The sequence below is a fragment of the Aquimarina ulvae genome (assembly GCF_053613295.3).
This window is the reverse complement of record NZ_JBSIBP030000001.1, coordinates 368169-384519: the sequence shown is the minus strand read 5'-3', so window position 1 is coordinate 384519 and position 16351 is coordinate 368169. Positions and strand designations below refer to the sequence as shown.

The window sequence follows — 16351 nt, the reverse complement described above, 5'->3', positions numbered from 1 at the left end:
ACTATTTTTTGAACAATCTAAAGATAGGACGTTTTCCTTACTAATTTGTTACAAAATATCTAAAACAATTACATACAATGGGTTGTCTAATTGGCAACTAAATTGCTACTTTTGCGCTTTACTAACTAAAAATGTTATGAGCAATACAAAAACAGCTAAATCTGCATTAATTTCTGTGTTCAGTAAAGAAGGATTAGCACCTATCATAAAAAAATTAGAGGAACTTGGTATCACTATTTATTCGACAGGTGGTACTGAAAAATTTATCAAAGATCAAGGAGTCGATGTAATTCCTGTTGAAGATGTTACGTCATACCCTTCAATTCTTGGGGGAAGAGTAAAAACTCTTCATCCAAAGGTATTTGGCGGTATCCTAAATCGCCAAGACAACGACAGTGATGTTGCAGAGCTTGAGCAATATGAAATTCCACAGATTGACATTGTGATTGTAGACTTATATCCTTTTGAAAAGACCGTTGCCTCAGGAGCTTCCGAACAAGATATTATCGAAAAAATTGATATTGGGGGAATTTCTTTAATTAGAGCAGCTGCAAAGAATTTTGCTGATGTTACTTGTGTTGCTTCTGTTGACGACTACGCAGAATTTTTAGAAATTATAGCTGAAGGCAATGGAAGTATCTCTCTAGAAGATCGAAAACGTTTTGCTGCCAAAGCTTTTAATGTTTCCTCACACTACGACAGTGCAATTTTCAATTATTTTAATAGTGATCATGAAATTGCTTCACTTAAAATCAGTGAAACCAAAGGAAAAACATTACGTTATGGAGAAAACCCACACCAAAAAGGATTTTTCTTTGGAGATTTTGACGCCATGTTCGAAAAATTACATGGAAAAGAATTATCATACAACAATCTTCTTGATGTAGATGCTGCTGTAAACTTAATGAATGAATTTAAAGAAGAAGATCCAACATTTGCTATTCTAAAACACAATAATGCTTGTGGATTAGCACAACGTTCAACAATCCATCAAGCCTATATTGATGCACTGGCAGGCGATCCGGTTTCTGCTTTTGGAGGCATCCTAATTAGTAATACGGAAATCGATGCTCCTACTGCCGAAGAAATTCACAAACTATTCTGCGAAGTAGTCATTGCGCCTTCATACAATGATGAAGCCTTGGAAATATTAAAAGGAAAGAAAAACAGAATCATGTTAATTCAAAAAAATATTGAATTACCAAAAACGCAAGTTCGTTCTTGTCTTAACGGTGCATTAGTTCAGGATAAAGATATAAAGACTGATACTCAGGATGATTTAAACACGGTTACTAAAATTGCTCCAACCGACACGCAGATAGCTGATTTGTTATTTGCTTCCAAAATTTGCAAGCACACCAAATCTAATACGATCGTGTTTACTAAAGGAAAACAATTGTTAGCTAGCGGAACCGGGCAGACATCTAGAGTAGATGCTCTAAAACAATCCATAGAAAAAGCTGTGTCATTTAATTTTGACCTTAACGGTGCGGTGATGGCCAGTGATGCGTTCTTTCCATTTCCTGATTGTGTGGAGCTTGCGGACAATGCCGGAATCAAAGCGGTAATACAACCTGGCGGCTCTATAAAAGATCAATTAAGTATAGATTATTGTGATGCTAATGGAATTGCCATGGTAATGACAGGAACACGTCATTTTAAACATTAATTTTAGTACATTTACTCAATTCTAACCCTTTTTATTGTTTTATATGGGATTTTTCGACTTCTTTACTGAAGAAATTGCTATAGATTTAGGTACAGCGAACACCTTGGTTATTCATAATGACAAAGTGGTGGTAGACAGTCCATCTATCGTTGCTCGTGATATCGTCACTGGAAAAATAATTGCCGCTGGTAAAGAGGCTGCAATGATGCAAGGAAAAACGCATGAAAATATCAAAACTATCAGACCGCTTAAAGACGGAGTAATTGCAGATTTTGATGCTAGTGAAAAAATGATAAGTATGTTTATCAAAGATATTCCGGCACTGAAGAAAAAGATCTTTACTCCTGCGCTGCGTATGGTCATCTGTATCCCTTCAGGAATTACAGAAGTAGAAATGCGAGCAGTAAAAGAAAGCGCAGAACGTGTGAACGGTAAGGAAGTATACCTTATTCACGAACCTATGGCTGCCGCTATAGGTATAGGAGTCGACATTATGCAGCCAAAAGGAAACATGATTGTGGATATTGGTGGGGGAACTACAGAAATTGCTGTAATTGCCTTAGGAGGAATTGTATGTGATAAATCTGTAAAAATTGCAGGAGATGTTTTTACCAATGACATTATTTATTATATGCGTACTCAACATAATTTGTATGTTGGAGAGCGTACCGCTGAAAAGATTAAAATCCAGATCGGTGCTGCAACAGAAGATTTAGAATTGCCACCAGAAGAAATGAATGTTCAAGGGCGTGATCTTTTGACAGGAAAACCAAAACAAGTTCAGATTTCATTTCGTGAAATTGCAAAAGCATTAGACAAATCAATTCTTAGGATTGAAGATGCAGTAATGGAAACATTATCACAAACTCCACCAGAACTAGCTGCAGATATTTACAATACAGGTATTTACCTTGCAGGTGGAGGTTCTATGTTAAGAGGGCTTGATAAAAGGCTATCTCAAAAAACGGATTTACCCGTTTATATTGCTGAAGACCCATTGAGAGCAGTGGTAAGAGGAACAGGAATCACCCTGAAGAACTTGAATCGATACAAAAGTGTACTGATTAAGTAATTATTTTTTCAGAAACCATAAGTAGAATATACCTAAGATGTATTTTTTACGTTATTCTGCTTTGATTATTTTTTAGAATTTAGTACCCCCGTAAAACATGCAGCAGATCATTAATTTTTTACTACGCAATAAAAACTTTCTGCTGTTTCTGCTTCTATTATTTTTTTCACTCATATTAACTATACAATCTCATAGTTACCACAAAAGTAAATTCATAAGTTCCACAAATTTCTTAACTGGTGGAGTGTATAGTTGGAGATATGCTATAAGTAATTATTTTGGACTTAAAAATAAAAATAAACGGTTACTACAAGAAAATGAAGATCTTCGAAATCAGCTAAGCTGGTTGACGTCAGATACGATCACTACTAAGTTTATAGACACTACCTCATTTAATAAGCCATTTACTTATATAAAAGGAAATGTATTTAAAAATGACTATAGTAAAATGGACAATTACGTTTTGATCAACAAAGGAGAAAAAGATGGAATTAAGCCAGATATGGGAGTCATTACTGACAAAGGTATTGTAGGCATTGTCGAAAACACTTCTGCTAATTATAGTCGGGTTATCTCTATCTTAAACAGTAACTCTAAAATTAATGCAGGTTTAAAAAAGTCCAATCAATATGGGTCATTGGTTTGGAATGGCAAAGACCCTAATATTGTTCAACTGGAAACCGTTCCGAGACAAGCAATCTTAAAAAAAGGCGATACGATCATCACCAATGGTCGTTCTACTATATTTCCGCGTGGGATAGGTATTGGTACGATACTAAATTATAAACTAGATCAAAATCAGAGCTATTTTTTGATCGATGTGAAACTATTTAATGACATGACTGATATTGGATTCGTATATGTAATAAAAAGTAATGATGCTTCGGAAATTGAGTCTCTGGAAAACCCAAAAATAGATGAATAATAGTGTTCTACTATATATAGTTAGGTTCATAAGCTTGGTTTTGGTTCAGGTATTCATTCTCAACCATATTAATTTCTTAGGTGATTTGAACCCTTATATATATATCATTTTTATTTTATTGACCCCTATCAATATAAATAAAAGTTTATTTCTATTTCTTAGTTTTATTTTGGGATTGACCATAGATATATTTGGTGATTCAGGTGGTGTACACGCAACAGCATGTCTTGTAATTACATATTCGCGCTCCGTCGTTCTACGATCGGTTTTTGGTTTAAGTTATGAGTTTCAAACGGTAAAATTGAGCAAAGTGGGTTTTGGACAACTATTGGCATATGTTACTGTGATGGTTCTCATACATCATATAATACTTTTTTCCTTAGAAATATTTAACTTTTCTCATATACTATTAATTGCAAAAAAAGCGTTATTTTCTAGTCTATTCTCTATCATAGTGATTATGTTGGTTTTAGTATTGTTTAGAAGGAAAGATTCATGAGAAAACTACTACTTTATCTTATTATAATTAGCACTGGAATTGTATTTGTTTCCAGGCTTTTTTACTTACAAATATATGATACTTCTTACGCTGCTTTGTCAGAAGACAATGCTATCAAAGTATTATACGATTACCCTCAACGTGGAGCAATTTATGATAGAAATGGCAAGCTTTTAGTAACTAATCAACCGTCGTATGATGTCATGGTTATACCAAGAGAACTAAAACCATTTGACACTTTAGAATTTTGCTCCATCCTCAAAATAACCAAAGAAAAGCTTATCAGGCAATTAAGCAAAGCCAGAGTGTACTCTCCCAGAGTCCCCTCGGTAGTGATTCCTCAATTGACTAAGGATGAATACGCGTATCTACAAGAAAAAATGAGAAAATTTGATGGGTTTTATATTCAAAAACGTTCTCTAAGAGATTATCATACAGAAAATGCTGCGAACGTTCTTGGTTATATTGCAGAAGTAAATGATGGGTTAATTAAGAAAGATCCTTATTACCTTTCTGGAGACCTGATTGGTATGCAAGGTGTTGAAAAACAATATGAAAAGGAACTTAGAGGAATAAAAGGAATAAAGAGGATACAAAAAGATAGGTTTAATCGTGATATTGGTCCATATAAAGAGGGTAAATATGATACCCTACCAGTTAACGGAAAAGATCTTACCATTACTATAGATGAGGAATTACAAAATTATGGACAAAAGCTAATGGAGAATAAACGTGGTGGTATCGTAGCGATAGATCCTAGTACCGGAGAAATTCTTACGTTAATTACCGCTCCTAGCTATAAACCTGAATTATTGGTGGGGCGTAAAAGATCTCCTAACTACACTAAGTTACATTATGACTCTATTTCCAGGCCTTTATTTGATCGAGGGGTTAAAGGAGAATACCCACCTGGTTCTCCATTTAAAGCGATAACCGCACTAATTGGGTTACAAGAAGGAATTGTGGATACCAAAGAAACGTTCTCTTGTAATCATGGGTTTAGATATGGAAGAAAAGCTAAACTTCGTTGCCATGCTCACAGAAGTCCTCTTAGTATGATCCCAGGAATTGCACAATCTTGTAATGCATATTTTGCAAATGTATACCTTAGAAGTATCAATAAATATGATACTCCACAGGAAGGTATTGACAACTGGGAAAAACATGTAGAAAGTTTTGGATTAGGCAACTACTTGGGTAATGATTTATCAAGTGGAAGTAAGGGTCTAGTTCCTGATTCTAAATTTTATAATAAACAATATAACTATCCAAAATACAAGTGGTATGCGACCGCTACCATATCAAACGCAATTGGGCAAGGAGAAGTATTAGCTACCCCAATACAATTAGCCAATATGACTGCCGCCATTGCTAATAGAGGACATTTTTACACCCCACATATTATCAAAGCTATTGATGGTCAACCCATAGAAATAGAAGACTTCACAAAACCAAAATATACCACTATAAACAAAGAACATTTTGAACCAGTAGTTGAAGGAATGCATCAAGTATATGTGCAAGGTACTGCAGCTTCTCTACAAGTAGAAGGTATAGATATTTGTGGTAAAACAGGAACAGCAGAAAATTATACTGTAATCAATGGAGAGCGTATGCAACTAACAGATCACTCTGTATTTGTTGCATTTGCACCAAAAAATAATCCAAAAATAGCCATTACCGTATTTATTGAAAATGGATATTGGGGATCAAGATATGCTGGTAAAATAGCTAGTTTAATGATCGAAAAGCATATAAAAGGAACTATCACCAGAACTGATCTAGAGGATTGGATTTTAACTCATAGCCTAGAGGACGAATATGCAAAACCCTACAGTGGAGAACCATTTAAAATTAATCAATAATGGCTAAATCAACTATTGTTGCCATAGATTGGTTAACCGTTTTTTTATTTTTATTATTAGTTGGTTTTGGATGGGGCAATATATACTCGGCATCCTATAGTGATGAATCTTTCTCTTTAACCGATTTTTCACAACCTTATATTAAACAATTGTATTGGATAATTTTAAGCATTATTATTATTATCATTACTCAAGCTGTAGAGACCAAGTTTTATGAAAGATTTGCCGGGCTGATTTACGTTATCTCTCTAGTTTCGCTTCTTGGTCTTTTTATATTTGGCAAAAATATAAATGGTGCAACATCTTGGTATGCATTCGGCCCCGTTGGATTACAACCTTCAGAATTTGCAAAAGCTGCTACCGCATTAGCGCTAGCAAAATTTTTGAGTGACATGCAAACAAATATTAAGTTAGTTAATCATCAATTAAAAGCATTTTTGATTATAGTCCTACCCGCGTTGTTCATTGTTCCTCAACCTGATCCTGGAAGCGCACTGGTATATGCTGCTTTTTTCTTCCCACTATATAGAGAAGGGTTGGCAGCGACCTATTTGATCATTGGTGTTTCTGCTGCAGCACTTTTTATACTCACTTTATTGTTTACACCACTTTGGGTAGTTATTGGTATTGCAACGATGATGATTTTAACCCTTATTAAAACGAGAAAACAAAAACCAAAATACTTTAAATACGTACTCACCATCATAGTGATCACAGGGTTTTGCTTCTCAGTAAACTATATTTTTAATAATGTATTTGAACAACGGCACCGAGATCGTTTTAATATTGTTTTGGGAAAGGAAGTAGACTCCAAAGGTATTGGATATAACACCAATCAAAGTCAGATTGCTATTGGTAGCGGAGGTTGGACAGGAAAGGGATGGAAAGAAGGCACACAAACTAAAGGAGGGTTCGTTCCTGAACAACATACGGATTATATTTTTACAACTGTTGGAGAAGAATGGGGTTTTCTTGGAGCAACCGCAGTTGTTCTATTATTTGTTGCTTTGCTCATTAGACTACTATACTTAGCCGAAAGACAAAAGTCTCAATTTAGCAGAGTATATGGGTACAGTGTGGTAGGTATTCTATTTGTACATTTTGCAGTAAATGTAGGAATGGTAACAGGTTTATTACCAACCGTTGGAATTCCGCTGCCTTTCTTTAGTTATGGTGGATCTGGATTATGGGGATTCACACTGCTCCTTTTTATCTTTATTAAGCTTGATGCTAACAGAGTTAATGAGTGGTAAATATTTAAAATTTCCAATCACTTCTACGGGAGGAAGCTTCCAATTGATTCTCCAAATTATCCGGTAGTTTTTGGAAAAAATCTATTCCTGTCAATTCTTCAATAGTATCCGTAGTAACGATAAAATCTTCTAATGGTTGTCGAGTATCTTTATTAGGAATCAGAAACGCTATCATTTTTGAGTTTTTAGTGTGATAATCTAGAACTACTTTATAAAAATACTCTGGTACAGAAACCGCTTCATAACCAATGGTTTTAAGATCATCATTTAGTACCCCTCCGGTGATTACATAAACCCGGTTATATTTTCTAGCCCAAAAACGAACTTTTTGCTCTAAATCATTCCAAATACCAGCATTGAATTCATGATTTTGAGGAGAAACATTCGATGTAAGAAATGTTTCTTCAAAAGCATCATAGGTGAATTTTCTATCTGCTGCAGGACATAAATGACCTCTGTCATATCCCGAGTTTTTAAAGTTCCTCCAATCTGCCGACGATGAATTTACTTTCTTATCGACTTCAAAAAAGGGTCTCTTAAACTCATTCTTAGATAGATGTTCTTTTTTCAATTCATAAGCTACCCATTCAGGTTGTTCATGCTTTTCAGAATAGGATAATGCATAATTATTATGAGAGACTATAACACCCGTTGTTGATGTAGGGAGATAGAAAAAACTGTACTCTTTATGCTCAATATTCTCACGAGCACTGGTTTCATTGGTTTGGTCAATATACTTTTCAGCATAATAAAAACCAACTGTAACTATCAAAACCAATAGCGGGTATGTATACTTTCTTCTCAAACGTTCCTATTAAAATTTATTTTAAGCAATCCACAAAAATATCAAAATCAATTTATATTCAGATACTGTTCAGTCTTTAAAAGTTAATCAATAAATCAAGCGGATCCAATAATGATACAGGATATAAAACATATAGCAGATCAAAACTTTAACACAAGTTAAATAGTAGATTTTCAGAGTATTTTATAAAAACATAAAGAATTGATTTTCATAATACTAAAGCTATTAATTAACATAAATTAAAATTAAAATTACGGTAAATCCTTTTATATTTTATGTAATATACGCGTTGATGATACATTTTAAAATCTCTAAATTAGAGGGCTTTTAGATGAAATGAACATTTTAAAGTTCCTGACAAAAGATAAAAAAATTACACAAGTAGATCTGGGATAATCAACTTATACTATCTTTATCAGAAGAAAGCACACAAAACAAAACATCTTAGAGGATTCATGAAAAATAGTATTGAGAAAATTGTTGAAACTGTTCTTATACAAAATAGAATTAGTAACTACGATAAAAAAGATTTAGAATTACAATTACAAATACACCCTAATTATCCCAGCTTCCAATCTATTACTGATACATTGGATTATTTTAATATTGATAATATTGCTGTGGAAGTCCCTGTGGAAGCACTAGATCAACTTCCTAAAAGCTTTGTTTCTCTTGTAAAAAAAGACAATGCAGAAGAAATCGTTTCTGTTATCCATAAAAATGGAAGCATCGAGCTGAAACATACAGATCTGGATAATAAGAAATTTACCTATCAAGAATTCAAAAATATTTGGGTTCCTAAAGTAATTGCTGTAGAACATAATGCCGCTAATAGTACGATATTTTCAAAAGAATCGTTAGTTCACAAAATTCTCTTTGGAGCTCTACTGATTAGTGCTATTATAGCCTTATTATACAGACCGTTTGATCTATACCAAATACTATTTTTAGCATTATCAATATCAGGTATTGTCTTTAGTGTCTTTGCCGTTAGAGAAAGTTTGGGCATACAGTCTAATACGATGCATCAGTTTTGTACATCTGTTGGAAACTCTAATTGTGGAGATGTCATAAATAACAATACCGGAAAATTGTTCAAGAACTTTTCATTAGCTGATGCAAGTATTGCGTTCTTTGGTATCCTAACTATATACCAATTAATATATGGGTTTGCTAACACTCTATTATTACCCAGCCTTATTGGAGTTCCTTTCATACTATATTCTATATACTCCCAAGCATTTATTATAAAAAAATGGTGTGCCATTTGTATTGCTATTAGCACCATATCAATTGGTTTGATCGTTATTGCCTTGCTTGGACTCTCTTTTAATTTTTCATTGGCTTCAGTAGCCGCCTTTGTAATGGTCTCTGCCTTGGCTACCCTTGGTTATATGCAGGTTAAACAAAATATGGTAGCGAATCAAGAGTATAAAAATGATAATATAAAACTGAATCATTTTAAGAGGGATGGACAGATATTTGAACATTTATTAAGTATATCTGACAAAATCGAAGATAATCGTTCTATTTCTGACGAAATTGTTTTGGGTAATCCTAACGCTTCATTCAAAATCATTAGCCTAACAAATCCAATGTGTGGTTACTGTAAAGGTGCTTTTGAGGCCTATACTCGAGTCTTAAGAACAATGAACGAACAGCTACAGGTTATTATACGCTTAAAGGTATCTCTGGACGACCTGGATAACCAGGCGACACAGATTAGTCTCCGATTAATGGAAATCTATCACACTACTGGATCAGACGGTTTTATAAATGCATATACAGATTGGTTTACTGATAGAACATTTACTCATTGGATCAAAAAATATGGAGCTCCAAAAAACAGTGGACACCATATTGAGGTTCTTAAGAATCAATCTGCTTGGGCAGAAAAGAATAACTTATTCTATACCCCGGCATCTCTTATAAACACCTCTATATACCCTAAAAAGTATAGTTATGATGAATTTTTTCATTTCACCAGTATGATGATTGAAAATCAGGATGAGCAGAATTATGAAGTAGAAGAAAAACCAGTAGGCGTATAATTAAAAGACAATTTAAAATAAATCAAAATCATATGTTATCAACATGATGCAACAAAATATATCAGCAACTGAACAAAAGCTAATAAAATCACTTTAAAAATACTTTTGTTCTTCTTGAAGGCATACTATATGGGTGTCATAATCATCGTAGCACATCTATATAGTAACAGGCAAAAATTCTAATTGATGTTCTGGAATTTTAATACTAGAAGATTTTTCTGGAACTTACAATAGACTCTTCCTTTTAGAAGAGCTCTTTTTCTTCACACACTCACTCAGAGATTTCCCCGGATGTCTATAAACTTTCGGGGAATATTTTAACTCTAAAAAAACCTCAATTATGTTAAAAACATTTTGAACCTAGACAACAGTCAAAAGTTAAGTAAAGCACAACAAAAATTAGTATCTGGAGGTTATATCCCTACTTTAGAGCAGTTTTGTTGTGGTTCTCGTTGGCAGGGGTGGCGGATACAGCAGTATCCATTCTTAGGAAACGATCCATACTACAAATGTACCGACGATGTATGTAATAATGGTGGAGCCTGGTAAAACAATGATTCACTCTTAAAACCTGTAATTATGAACCAAATTAAAAAGATTGTTGGTGCTAAAACCCTTTCCAAAGAACAGCAGCAAGATCTCCACGGAGGTGCGTACGTTTTTTCTAACAAAAGCAATCGTAGACGGCGCTGTGACCCAGCCCTAAGCTGTTGTTATCACAATGGATACAATTGGGTGCAAGGACACCCTTGTTTCTAAGCACGACTAAAAAAATTTAATCTAACTGTAAGCTTGCAATAGAAATATTAGTATCAAACGTCTTTTTTAATTCAATAATTTTCACCTGTCTACTTTCTTCTGGCATCCCATAATTTTTATACAACGTACACTTAATAAATTGTGGAATATTATGATTCTCTTCTCCAACTTTATGTCCTTTTATATTCACCAACCACAACCCTGGATCACTTTGCTCCAAAACAAATTCTTTGGTGTTATATCCTTGTATGCGTTCCTTTTGTAACTCCTTTGCTTCAGCTGCTACAGTATGTTTCCAAATAAAATATTTTTTGTTTGGATTTACGAATTGAATCTCAAACTCGCTTTGTGGATCATTCCACTCAAAAACGATTCTTCCATCCAAATCTTGAGCTTTATTGTAAAACGATGGATGCAGATCTCTATAGTCTACATCTATCTTATGTTTGGTAACCAAATATTTGACTTCTGTAACTGCAATCTCTAACACAGAATCCCCAAAAACTACTCCTGGAATTTTGTTATCTAATATTAACTTGTATATTGAAAACGCTTCCTTGTACTTCCCGGTAGAGACGTAACTTTGTGCAAGGTCCATATAAGATTGTGATCTGCCTGGTTCCAATTCTCCTATTCTTTCATAAATTCTATGCGCTTTATCAAACTTATTTCTTTCTTCATATATAAAAGCCAGACTTCTTAGGGCTTTTGGATTATTGTATGCTATCTCAGTTCCTGCACCTAAAATTTCGTACGCATACTTTTCATCCCACTGTAAGAAATAGATAAATGCCTCCCTATAAAAATTGACATTCACCAGATTCATCTCCAATTCTCTTAAATAAATAGTCTTGGCCATATCAAAAGAAGAAGCGTTTTTTAAATTCGATGCTGTTGTTTCAAAATAGAAAGATTCTTGATATCGTTTTGCTAAACCATCATAATTATTACCTTTTACTAATAAAGAATTTGCTTTTTCTTTTCTTTTTAAATATTCCAGATTTAACATTGCAGTTTTAGTAGTTACCAATATAACTCCGTTTCTTCCATAAGTTCCGTATCTAGCTGCACCCGCAAGACCATTAACCACTGTTACATTCGCTACATTATTAGGATCTAATACATCTGTATCCCCAATAAATGGGACTCCATCTACAACTATTGCTCTCGAATTAGAAATAAGAAAGCTTGATGATCCACGTACCCCAGGAAATCTTCCGGCAATAAGCCCAGTAAATGTAGATGCAAATTTATTCAGTTGGTCTCTATCTCTAGAAAATGTGCCATATCCTAAACTTCTTTTTTTCTTAAACCCAAACGGAGTATTTATCATCTCATGATCTTCTTCATCTTCTACCTCAGAGTTAATAACAACTTCTGATAACTGAGCATATTTAGGCTTTAGAGATATTTTGACACCTTGTTGGTTATCAAACTGAATATCCTTTGGTTTGGTAACTAATGATCTAAACTCTACTATATCTCCTTCCACTCCAGTTAGAGCAAACGACCCATCTGCTTTTGTATAGGTATAACCTAACCGTCCTTTGATTCTCACTTCACAGCCCTGTATTGGCTTCCCTTTTGATAATACAACACCAGTGATGTTAGGTTTATTTGTAGGGCTCTTTTTTATAATTTTCGCATCATCTGCCTTTAATATATCCATTGAAAAACCTATAGCGCTATAAGGTAGCTTCTGCCAACTGTCCTGACTTGTTGTTTTTATAAAAGATATTCCTAAGTCATCAGACATCTTTAGTTGTAACTGATTCGCACCAGCCCCATGAATTTGGATTAACTCAACGCCAACGATAACCTGTTTATGAGCAACAATGTTTTGAGAGCTTAGGTCTATTATTTCCTTACCTTGTTTTCTTTTTACTGTATGGTAAAAAGAATTTGCCAACTTTTTTCCTGGAGTAATTTTTAATCCAACATCATAGATATTGATTCTTACCAATGTACTATCAGCATTATGATTAGCTATTGTAAACGTTAACTGTTCCAAGTGAGCCGTCTGAGTTGACAGATCAATCAAGCTAGCAATTTCTGAACCTTTCATGTCTTTTTCTGACCAGCCCATGGTAACCTTAGAATCAGCCGCTAATCCAACCCTATCCTTAATTAAACCTTTTTTACTTTGATTTTTCGAATTTTCTGGATCACCCGGAAGCTTTGATAAGTAAAGGATCTTTGTCTTATCTAAAATCGGCTTCAAATTTGAATATGCAATACGTAAAGGATAATAACCTTCCGCTGTGATCTGCAAAGTATCCTTATCGGTAACTCGTTTTTCTAAAAATGAAAATTCAAAATATCCTTCTTGATCTGTAACCGTTCCTAATCCCCTATCTATAAAACCAACATTGGCATATGCGATTGGTTGACGAGTACTCCGATCAACAGCAAATGAACTTAGTTGAATACTAGATTGACTAAATACGTTTCCTGAACAAATAATTGTAATTGCTAATAGTATTTTTTTCATACCCCCATTGTTAAATATTAGTAATAATGATTTATGATTAAAGTCTACATACTTGATCTAATCAGTTTCTATAAATTTACTATCACTAATAACAACAAGAAGCTATTTTGAGAAATCAAAATGTATTATTATCAGAATTATACCATTCAATAATAGCTTAAGCAACTGTAAACAAATAAAAGACAATAGAGACACAACAATAATTGTTCCCCTTCTCACCCATAAACTTTACTATATGTTATTAAAGATAAACGTTAACTCACTCAACAAGAGTTAATTAGTTGTTAATCAATGTTTTTTATTAAAAAATTACCCTTCTATAAAAACTGATTAGAACCAATACCTAAAATGTTAAAATCATCTTTCGTGTGTTGAAGTAGGACTTACTAAATCCATTTTTAGAAAAATTTTGGGTATTATTTAAGTATAATTTGTCCTATTGATGTGTTCTTATCGATAATTTTATCTAATTCAACGATTCTAATTTTTTTAGTTTCATTAGGCATCCCATAATTCTCATATAATATAAACTTAACATATTGCGGCAGTTTATTATTTCTTTCTGTTACAGTGTAACTCTTAATATTAATTAACCACTTGCCGACTTTAGCCTCATCGAGAACAAAGTGCTTTGTGTTAAATCCTTGGATAGCCTCTCTTTTTATTTGCTCTGGTTGTGTTTCTGGTGTATGTGACCAAGTAAAATATTTATTGTCAGGACCTACAAATTGAAGTTCAAATTTACTTTGCGGATCATTCCATTCACATACTATTCTTCCATCCAGATGTAATGCTTTGTTGTAAAAAGAAGCATGTAAATCTCTATAGTCGACCTGATTTTTATAGTTAGTCACTAAGTGTTTTAGTTCTGTAACAACAATCTCAATAATTTCTTCACCAAAAACAACACCTGGTATTTTATTGTCTAAAATAAGCTTAAATAAAGAAAATGCCTTCTCATATTTTTGTCTGGAAACGTAGTTCTGAGCTATATCCAGATAGGTCTGTGACCGTTGAGGCTCCAACTCTCCTATTCTCTGATAAACCTTGTAAGCTTTTTCAAATTTATTATTCTCCTCATAAATAAAAGCCAAACTTCTTAATGCTTTTGGACTATCATTAGCGATAGCTACAGCAGATTCTAAAATTGTAAATGCATACTCTTCATCTTTCGTTAGAAAAAAATTAAAAGCATCTAAATAGTAATTAATATTATATACGTTATCTTTCTGATTAGTCAAGTAACGCTCCTTCATTTCAGCTAAGGAATAAGAATTTACAGTCGTAAATACTGAGTTCTTAAACGTACTATTTTCATTGTAAGTAATAGCAGAACCATCATAATCATTTCCTTTTACCAATAGATTATTTTTAGGTGTTTTTTCATCGTTAGATACGTTTTGGGTATTTTTTGTTTTGATTAAGATCACACCATTCCTTCCTAATGTACCAAATCTTGTAGCACCCGCCAATCCTGGTATTACTGTAATATCAGTGACCAAGTTCACATCTAGATTGTTAGGAATGGTTGTTAAAGCAATACCATCTACCACAAATAATGGAGTTCCAGATCCTACAAACGTACTATTGCCTCTCATCTTGTATTGCTCCCCACCTGGAGGTCCGTAAACAATTATACTCGGAAACCTTCCCTTGATTAACTCTCCTAAAGTTGTTGCCGATCTACCTAATTCGTCTTTAGATTTTGTATATAATGCATAGCCCAATTGTTCTTTTTTCAGTTCTCCCACAGCAGTGTTAACTTTCTCCGCTGAGGTATTTCATTTTTCCGTTTTTATTACTACTTCTCCTAATTCATCATATTTCGGTTTTAAAAACACCTTCATATCATCATCACTTTCAATAAGCACATCTTTTGGCTCATTTACTAAAGAACGAAACTGTAATATATCGCCTTCTCCGGCTAATATGCTGAATGATCCATTGGCTTTGGTATATGTATATCGTAATTTATCTTTTACACTTACTTCACAACCCTGAACTGGTTTATCCGAAGCTGTAACCATACCGGTAATCCAATTTCCTTCTTTTGTCTGTTTTTGAGTCATCGCTACCTCCGAAGATTGCAGAACGTTTACTAAAAAACCTAAGGAGGTATATGGTAGCTCTTGCCAACTATCTTGACTTGTTGATTTGACAAACGAAGTTCCTTTGTTATCAGAAAGTCCTATTTGTAAATGGCCAGCATATTCTCCATAACTTTCCAACAATTCTATACCAACTATAAAATCTTCATCTATTTTTATATCTTCATTAGCAAGATCTATAATTTCCTCACCATTTTTTTTTGTAATTGTTTGGTATATGGATGTTGCTACTTTATTTCCCGGGGTGTTTCTTGTTGAGACATCATAAATATTGATTCTGATTTTTGTACTATCAGCTTTATGTTCTAAAACTGTAAACCGTAAATTATCCAGATACGTTTCCAGAGAAGAAACAGATACTAAACTTGCTAATTCTGCACCTTTCATAGTCCCTTCTAACCAACCTGTCTTAATGGAAGATATCCCTGCAGCACCTATTTGATGCTGTACAAGATTTTTTCTTTCTACGCTGTTCTCAGTTTTGATATCATTAGGAAGTGGAGATAAGAAAAGTACTTGCGTTTTTTCCAGCACAGACTTTAGATTAGAAAACGCTATTCGCAAAGGATAATACCCTTGCATAGTAAGTTGTAGCGTATCTTCTTTGGTAATTCGTTTTTCTAAAAAAGAAAGTTCAAAATATCCTTCTCGATCACTAACGGTCCCTACACCTCTATCGGTAAAGCCAATGTTCGCATAAGCAATAGGCTGTCTGGTCATTCGATCTGCAACTACTGCTCTTAATTCTATTGCAGACTGGCTATATATATTGCTACAAAATAATAGTGCTGTTATGAGGAAACATTTAATAATCAAAACAGATATAATTTGATTTTTCAAGAGAAAAATTTAAT

Annotated in this window: 13 protein-coding genes; 9 read left to right on the top strand and 4 right to left on the bottom strand. The window is 33.8% G+C overall.

Annotation, left to right across the window (positions count from 1 at the left end; translation table 11 throughout):
- Nucleotides 1–136: 136 nt before the first annotated feature.
- The 6 genes from purH (at nt 137) to rodA (ending at nt 7283) form a co-directional block, all read left to right on the top strand.
- Nucleotides 137–1669: a bifunctional phosphoribosylaminoimidazolecarboxamide formyltransferase/IMP cyclohydrolase gene (purH, locus tag ACWGOQ_RS01665; protein WP_452056815.1), complete on the top strand. Its 1533-nt coding sequence runs from the start codon at nt 137–139 to the stop codon at nt 1667–1669.
- Nucleotides 1670–1712: 43 nt separating this feature from the next.
- Nucleotides 1713–2741 (top strand): rod shape-determining protein, encoded by a 1029-nt coding sequence (locus tag ACWGOQ_RS01660; RefSeq protein WP_452056814.1) that lies wholly within the window; start codon nt 1713–1715, stop codon nt 2739–2741.
- Between the two features lie 97 nt (nt 2742–2838).
- Complete coding sequence (gene mreC / locus ACWGOQ_RS01655) at nt 2839–3666, top strand: rod shape-determining protein MreC (RefSeq protein WP_452056813.1); 828 nt, start codon at nt 2839–2841, stop codon at nt 3664–3666.
- Nucleotides 3659–4165 (top strand): rod shape-determining protein MreD, encoded by a 507-nt coding sequence (locus tag ACWGOQ_RS01650; protein ID WP_452056812.1) that lies wholly within the window; start codon nt 3659–3661, stop codon nt 4163–4165. Before mreC ends, ACWGOQ_RS01650 begins: the two co-directional genes overlap by 8 nt.
- Nucleotides 4162–6030, top strand: a complete 1869-nt coding sequence (gene mrdA / locus ACWGOQ_RS01645) for a penicillin-binding protein 2 (RefSeq protein ID WP_452056811.1) — start codon at nt 4162–4164, stop codon at nt 6028–6030. Before ACWGOQ_RS01650 ends, mrdA begins: the two co-directional genes overlap by 4 nt.
- Nucleotides 6030–7283 (top strand): rod shape-determining protein RodA, encoded by a 1254-nt coding sequence (gene rodA, locus ACWGOQ_RS01640; protein ID WP_452056810.1) that lies wholly within the window; start codon nt 6030–6032, stop codon nt 7281–7283. Before mrdA ends, rodA begins: the two co-directional genes overlap by 1 nt.
- 4 nt (nt 7284–7287) lie before the next feature.
- Here the strand turns inward: rodA and ACWGOQ_RS01635 are convergent, their stop codons facing one another.
- Nucleotides 7288–8088, bottom strand: coding sequence for a DNA/RNA non-specific endonuclease (locus ACWGOQ_RS01635; RefSeq protein WP_452056809.1), 801 nt, complete (start codon nt 8086–8088; stop codon nt 7288–7290).
- A 455-nt stretch (nt 8089–8543) separates the two neighbouring features.
- Between ACWGOQ_RS01635 and ACWGOQ_RS01630 the strand changes: the two genes are divergently transcribed.
- The 3 genes from ACWGOQ_RS01630 to ACWGOQ_RS01620 all read left to right on the top strand — a co-directional run bounded on the left by ACWGOQ_RS01630 (nt 8544) and on the right by ACWGOQ_RS01620 (nt 10898).
- The gene (locus ACWGOQ_RS01630) at nt 8544–10139 is read left to right on the top strand and encodes a vitamin K epoxide reductase family protein (protein ID WP_452056808.1); all 1596 of its coding nucleotides are present in this window, start codon (nt 8544–8546) and stop codon (nt 10137–10139) included.
- Nucleotides 10140–10493: 354 nt separating this feature from the next.
- Nucleotides 10494–10688, top strand: a complete 195-nt coding sequence (locus tag ACWGOQ_RS01625; protein WP_452056807.1) for a hypothetical protein — start codon at nt 10494–10496, stop codon at nt 10686–10688.
- Nucleotides 10689–10718: 30 nt separating this feature from the next.
- On the top strand, nt 10719–10898 hold the full coding sequence (locus tag ACWGOQ_RS01620; RefSeq protein WP_452056806.1) for a hypothetical protein: 180 nt from the start codon (nt 10719–10721) through the stop codon (nt 10896–10898).
- Between the two features lie 16 nt (nt 10899–10914).
- On the opposite strand, the gene ACWGOQ_RS01615 is transcribed toward ACWGOQ_RS01620, so the two are convergent.
- The 3 genes from ACWGOQ_RS01615 to ACWGOQ_RS01605 all read right to left on the bottom strand — a co-directional run bounded on the left by ACWGOQ_RS01615 (nt 10915) and on the right by ACWGOQ_RS01605 (nt 16337).
- Nucleotides 10915–13389: a DUF2135 domain-containing protein gene (locus ACWGOQ_RS01615; RefSeq protein WP_452056805.1), complete on the bottom strand. Its 2475-nt coding sequence runs from the start codon at nt 13387–13389 to the stop codon at nt 10915–10917.
- A gap of 416 nt (nt 13390–13805) precedes the next feature.
- Entirely contained in the window at nt 13806–15140 is a 1335-nt protein-coding gene (locus ACWGOQ_RS01610) for a DUF2135 domain-containing protein (RefSeq protein WP_452056804.1), read from the bottom strand.
- A 30-nt stretch (nt 15141–15170) separates the two neighbouring features.
- Nucleotides 15171–16337, bottom strand: a complete 1167-nt coding sequence (locus ACWGOQ_RS01605) for a peptidase associated/transthyretin-like domain-containing protein (RefSeq protein WP_452056803.1) — start codon at nt 16335–16337, stop codon at nt 15171–15173.
- Nucleotides 16338–16351 lie beyond the last annotated feature (14 nt).

What these genes read in the sequence shown, in the direction of transcription:
- purH (WP_452056815.1), top strand. Translation starts at nt 137, where the DNA reads ATGAGCAATACAAAAACAGCTAAATCTGCATTAATTTCTGTGTTCAGT.
- ACWGOQ_RS01660 (WP_452056814.1), top strand. Translation starts at nt 1,713, where the DNA reads ATGGGATTTTTCGACTTCTTTACTGAAGAAATTGCTATAGATTTAGGT.
- mreC (WP_452056813.1), top strand. Translation starts at nt 2,839, where the DNA reads ATGCAGCAGATCATTAATTTTTTACTACGCAATAAAAACTTTCTGCTG.
- ACWGOQ_RS01650 (WP_452056812.1), top strand. Translation starts at nt 3,659, where the DNA reads ATGAATAATAGTGTTCTACTATATATAGTTAGGTTCATAAGCTTGGTT.
- mrdA (WP_452056811.1), top strand. Translation starts at nt 4,162, where the DNA reads ATGAGAAAACTACTACTTTATCTTATTATAATTAGCACTGGAATTGTA.
- rodA (WP_452056810.1), top strand. Translation starts at nt 6,030, where the DNA reads ATGGCTAAATCAACTATTGTTGCCATAGATTGGTTAACCGTTTTTTTA.
- ACWGOQ_RS01630 (WP_452056808.1), top strand. Translation starts at nt 8,544, where the DNA reads ATGAAAAATAGTATTGAGAAAATTGTTGAAACTGTTCTTATACAAAAT.
- ACWGOQ_RS01620 (WP_452056806.1), top strand. Translation starts at nt 10,719, where the DNA reads ATGAACCAAATTAAAAAGATTGTTGGTGCTAAAACCCTTTCCAAAGAA.
- ACWGOQ_RS01615 (WP_452056805.1), bottom strand. Translation starts at nt 13,389, where the DNA reads ATGAAAAAAATACTATTAGCAATTACAATTATTTGTTCAGGAAACGTA.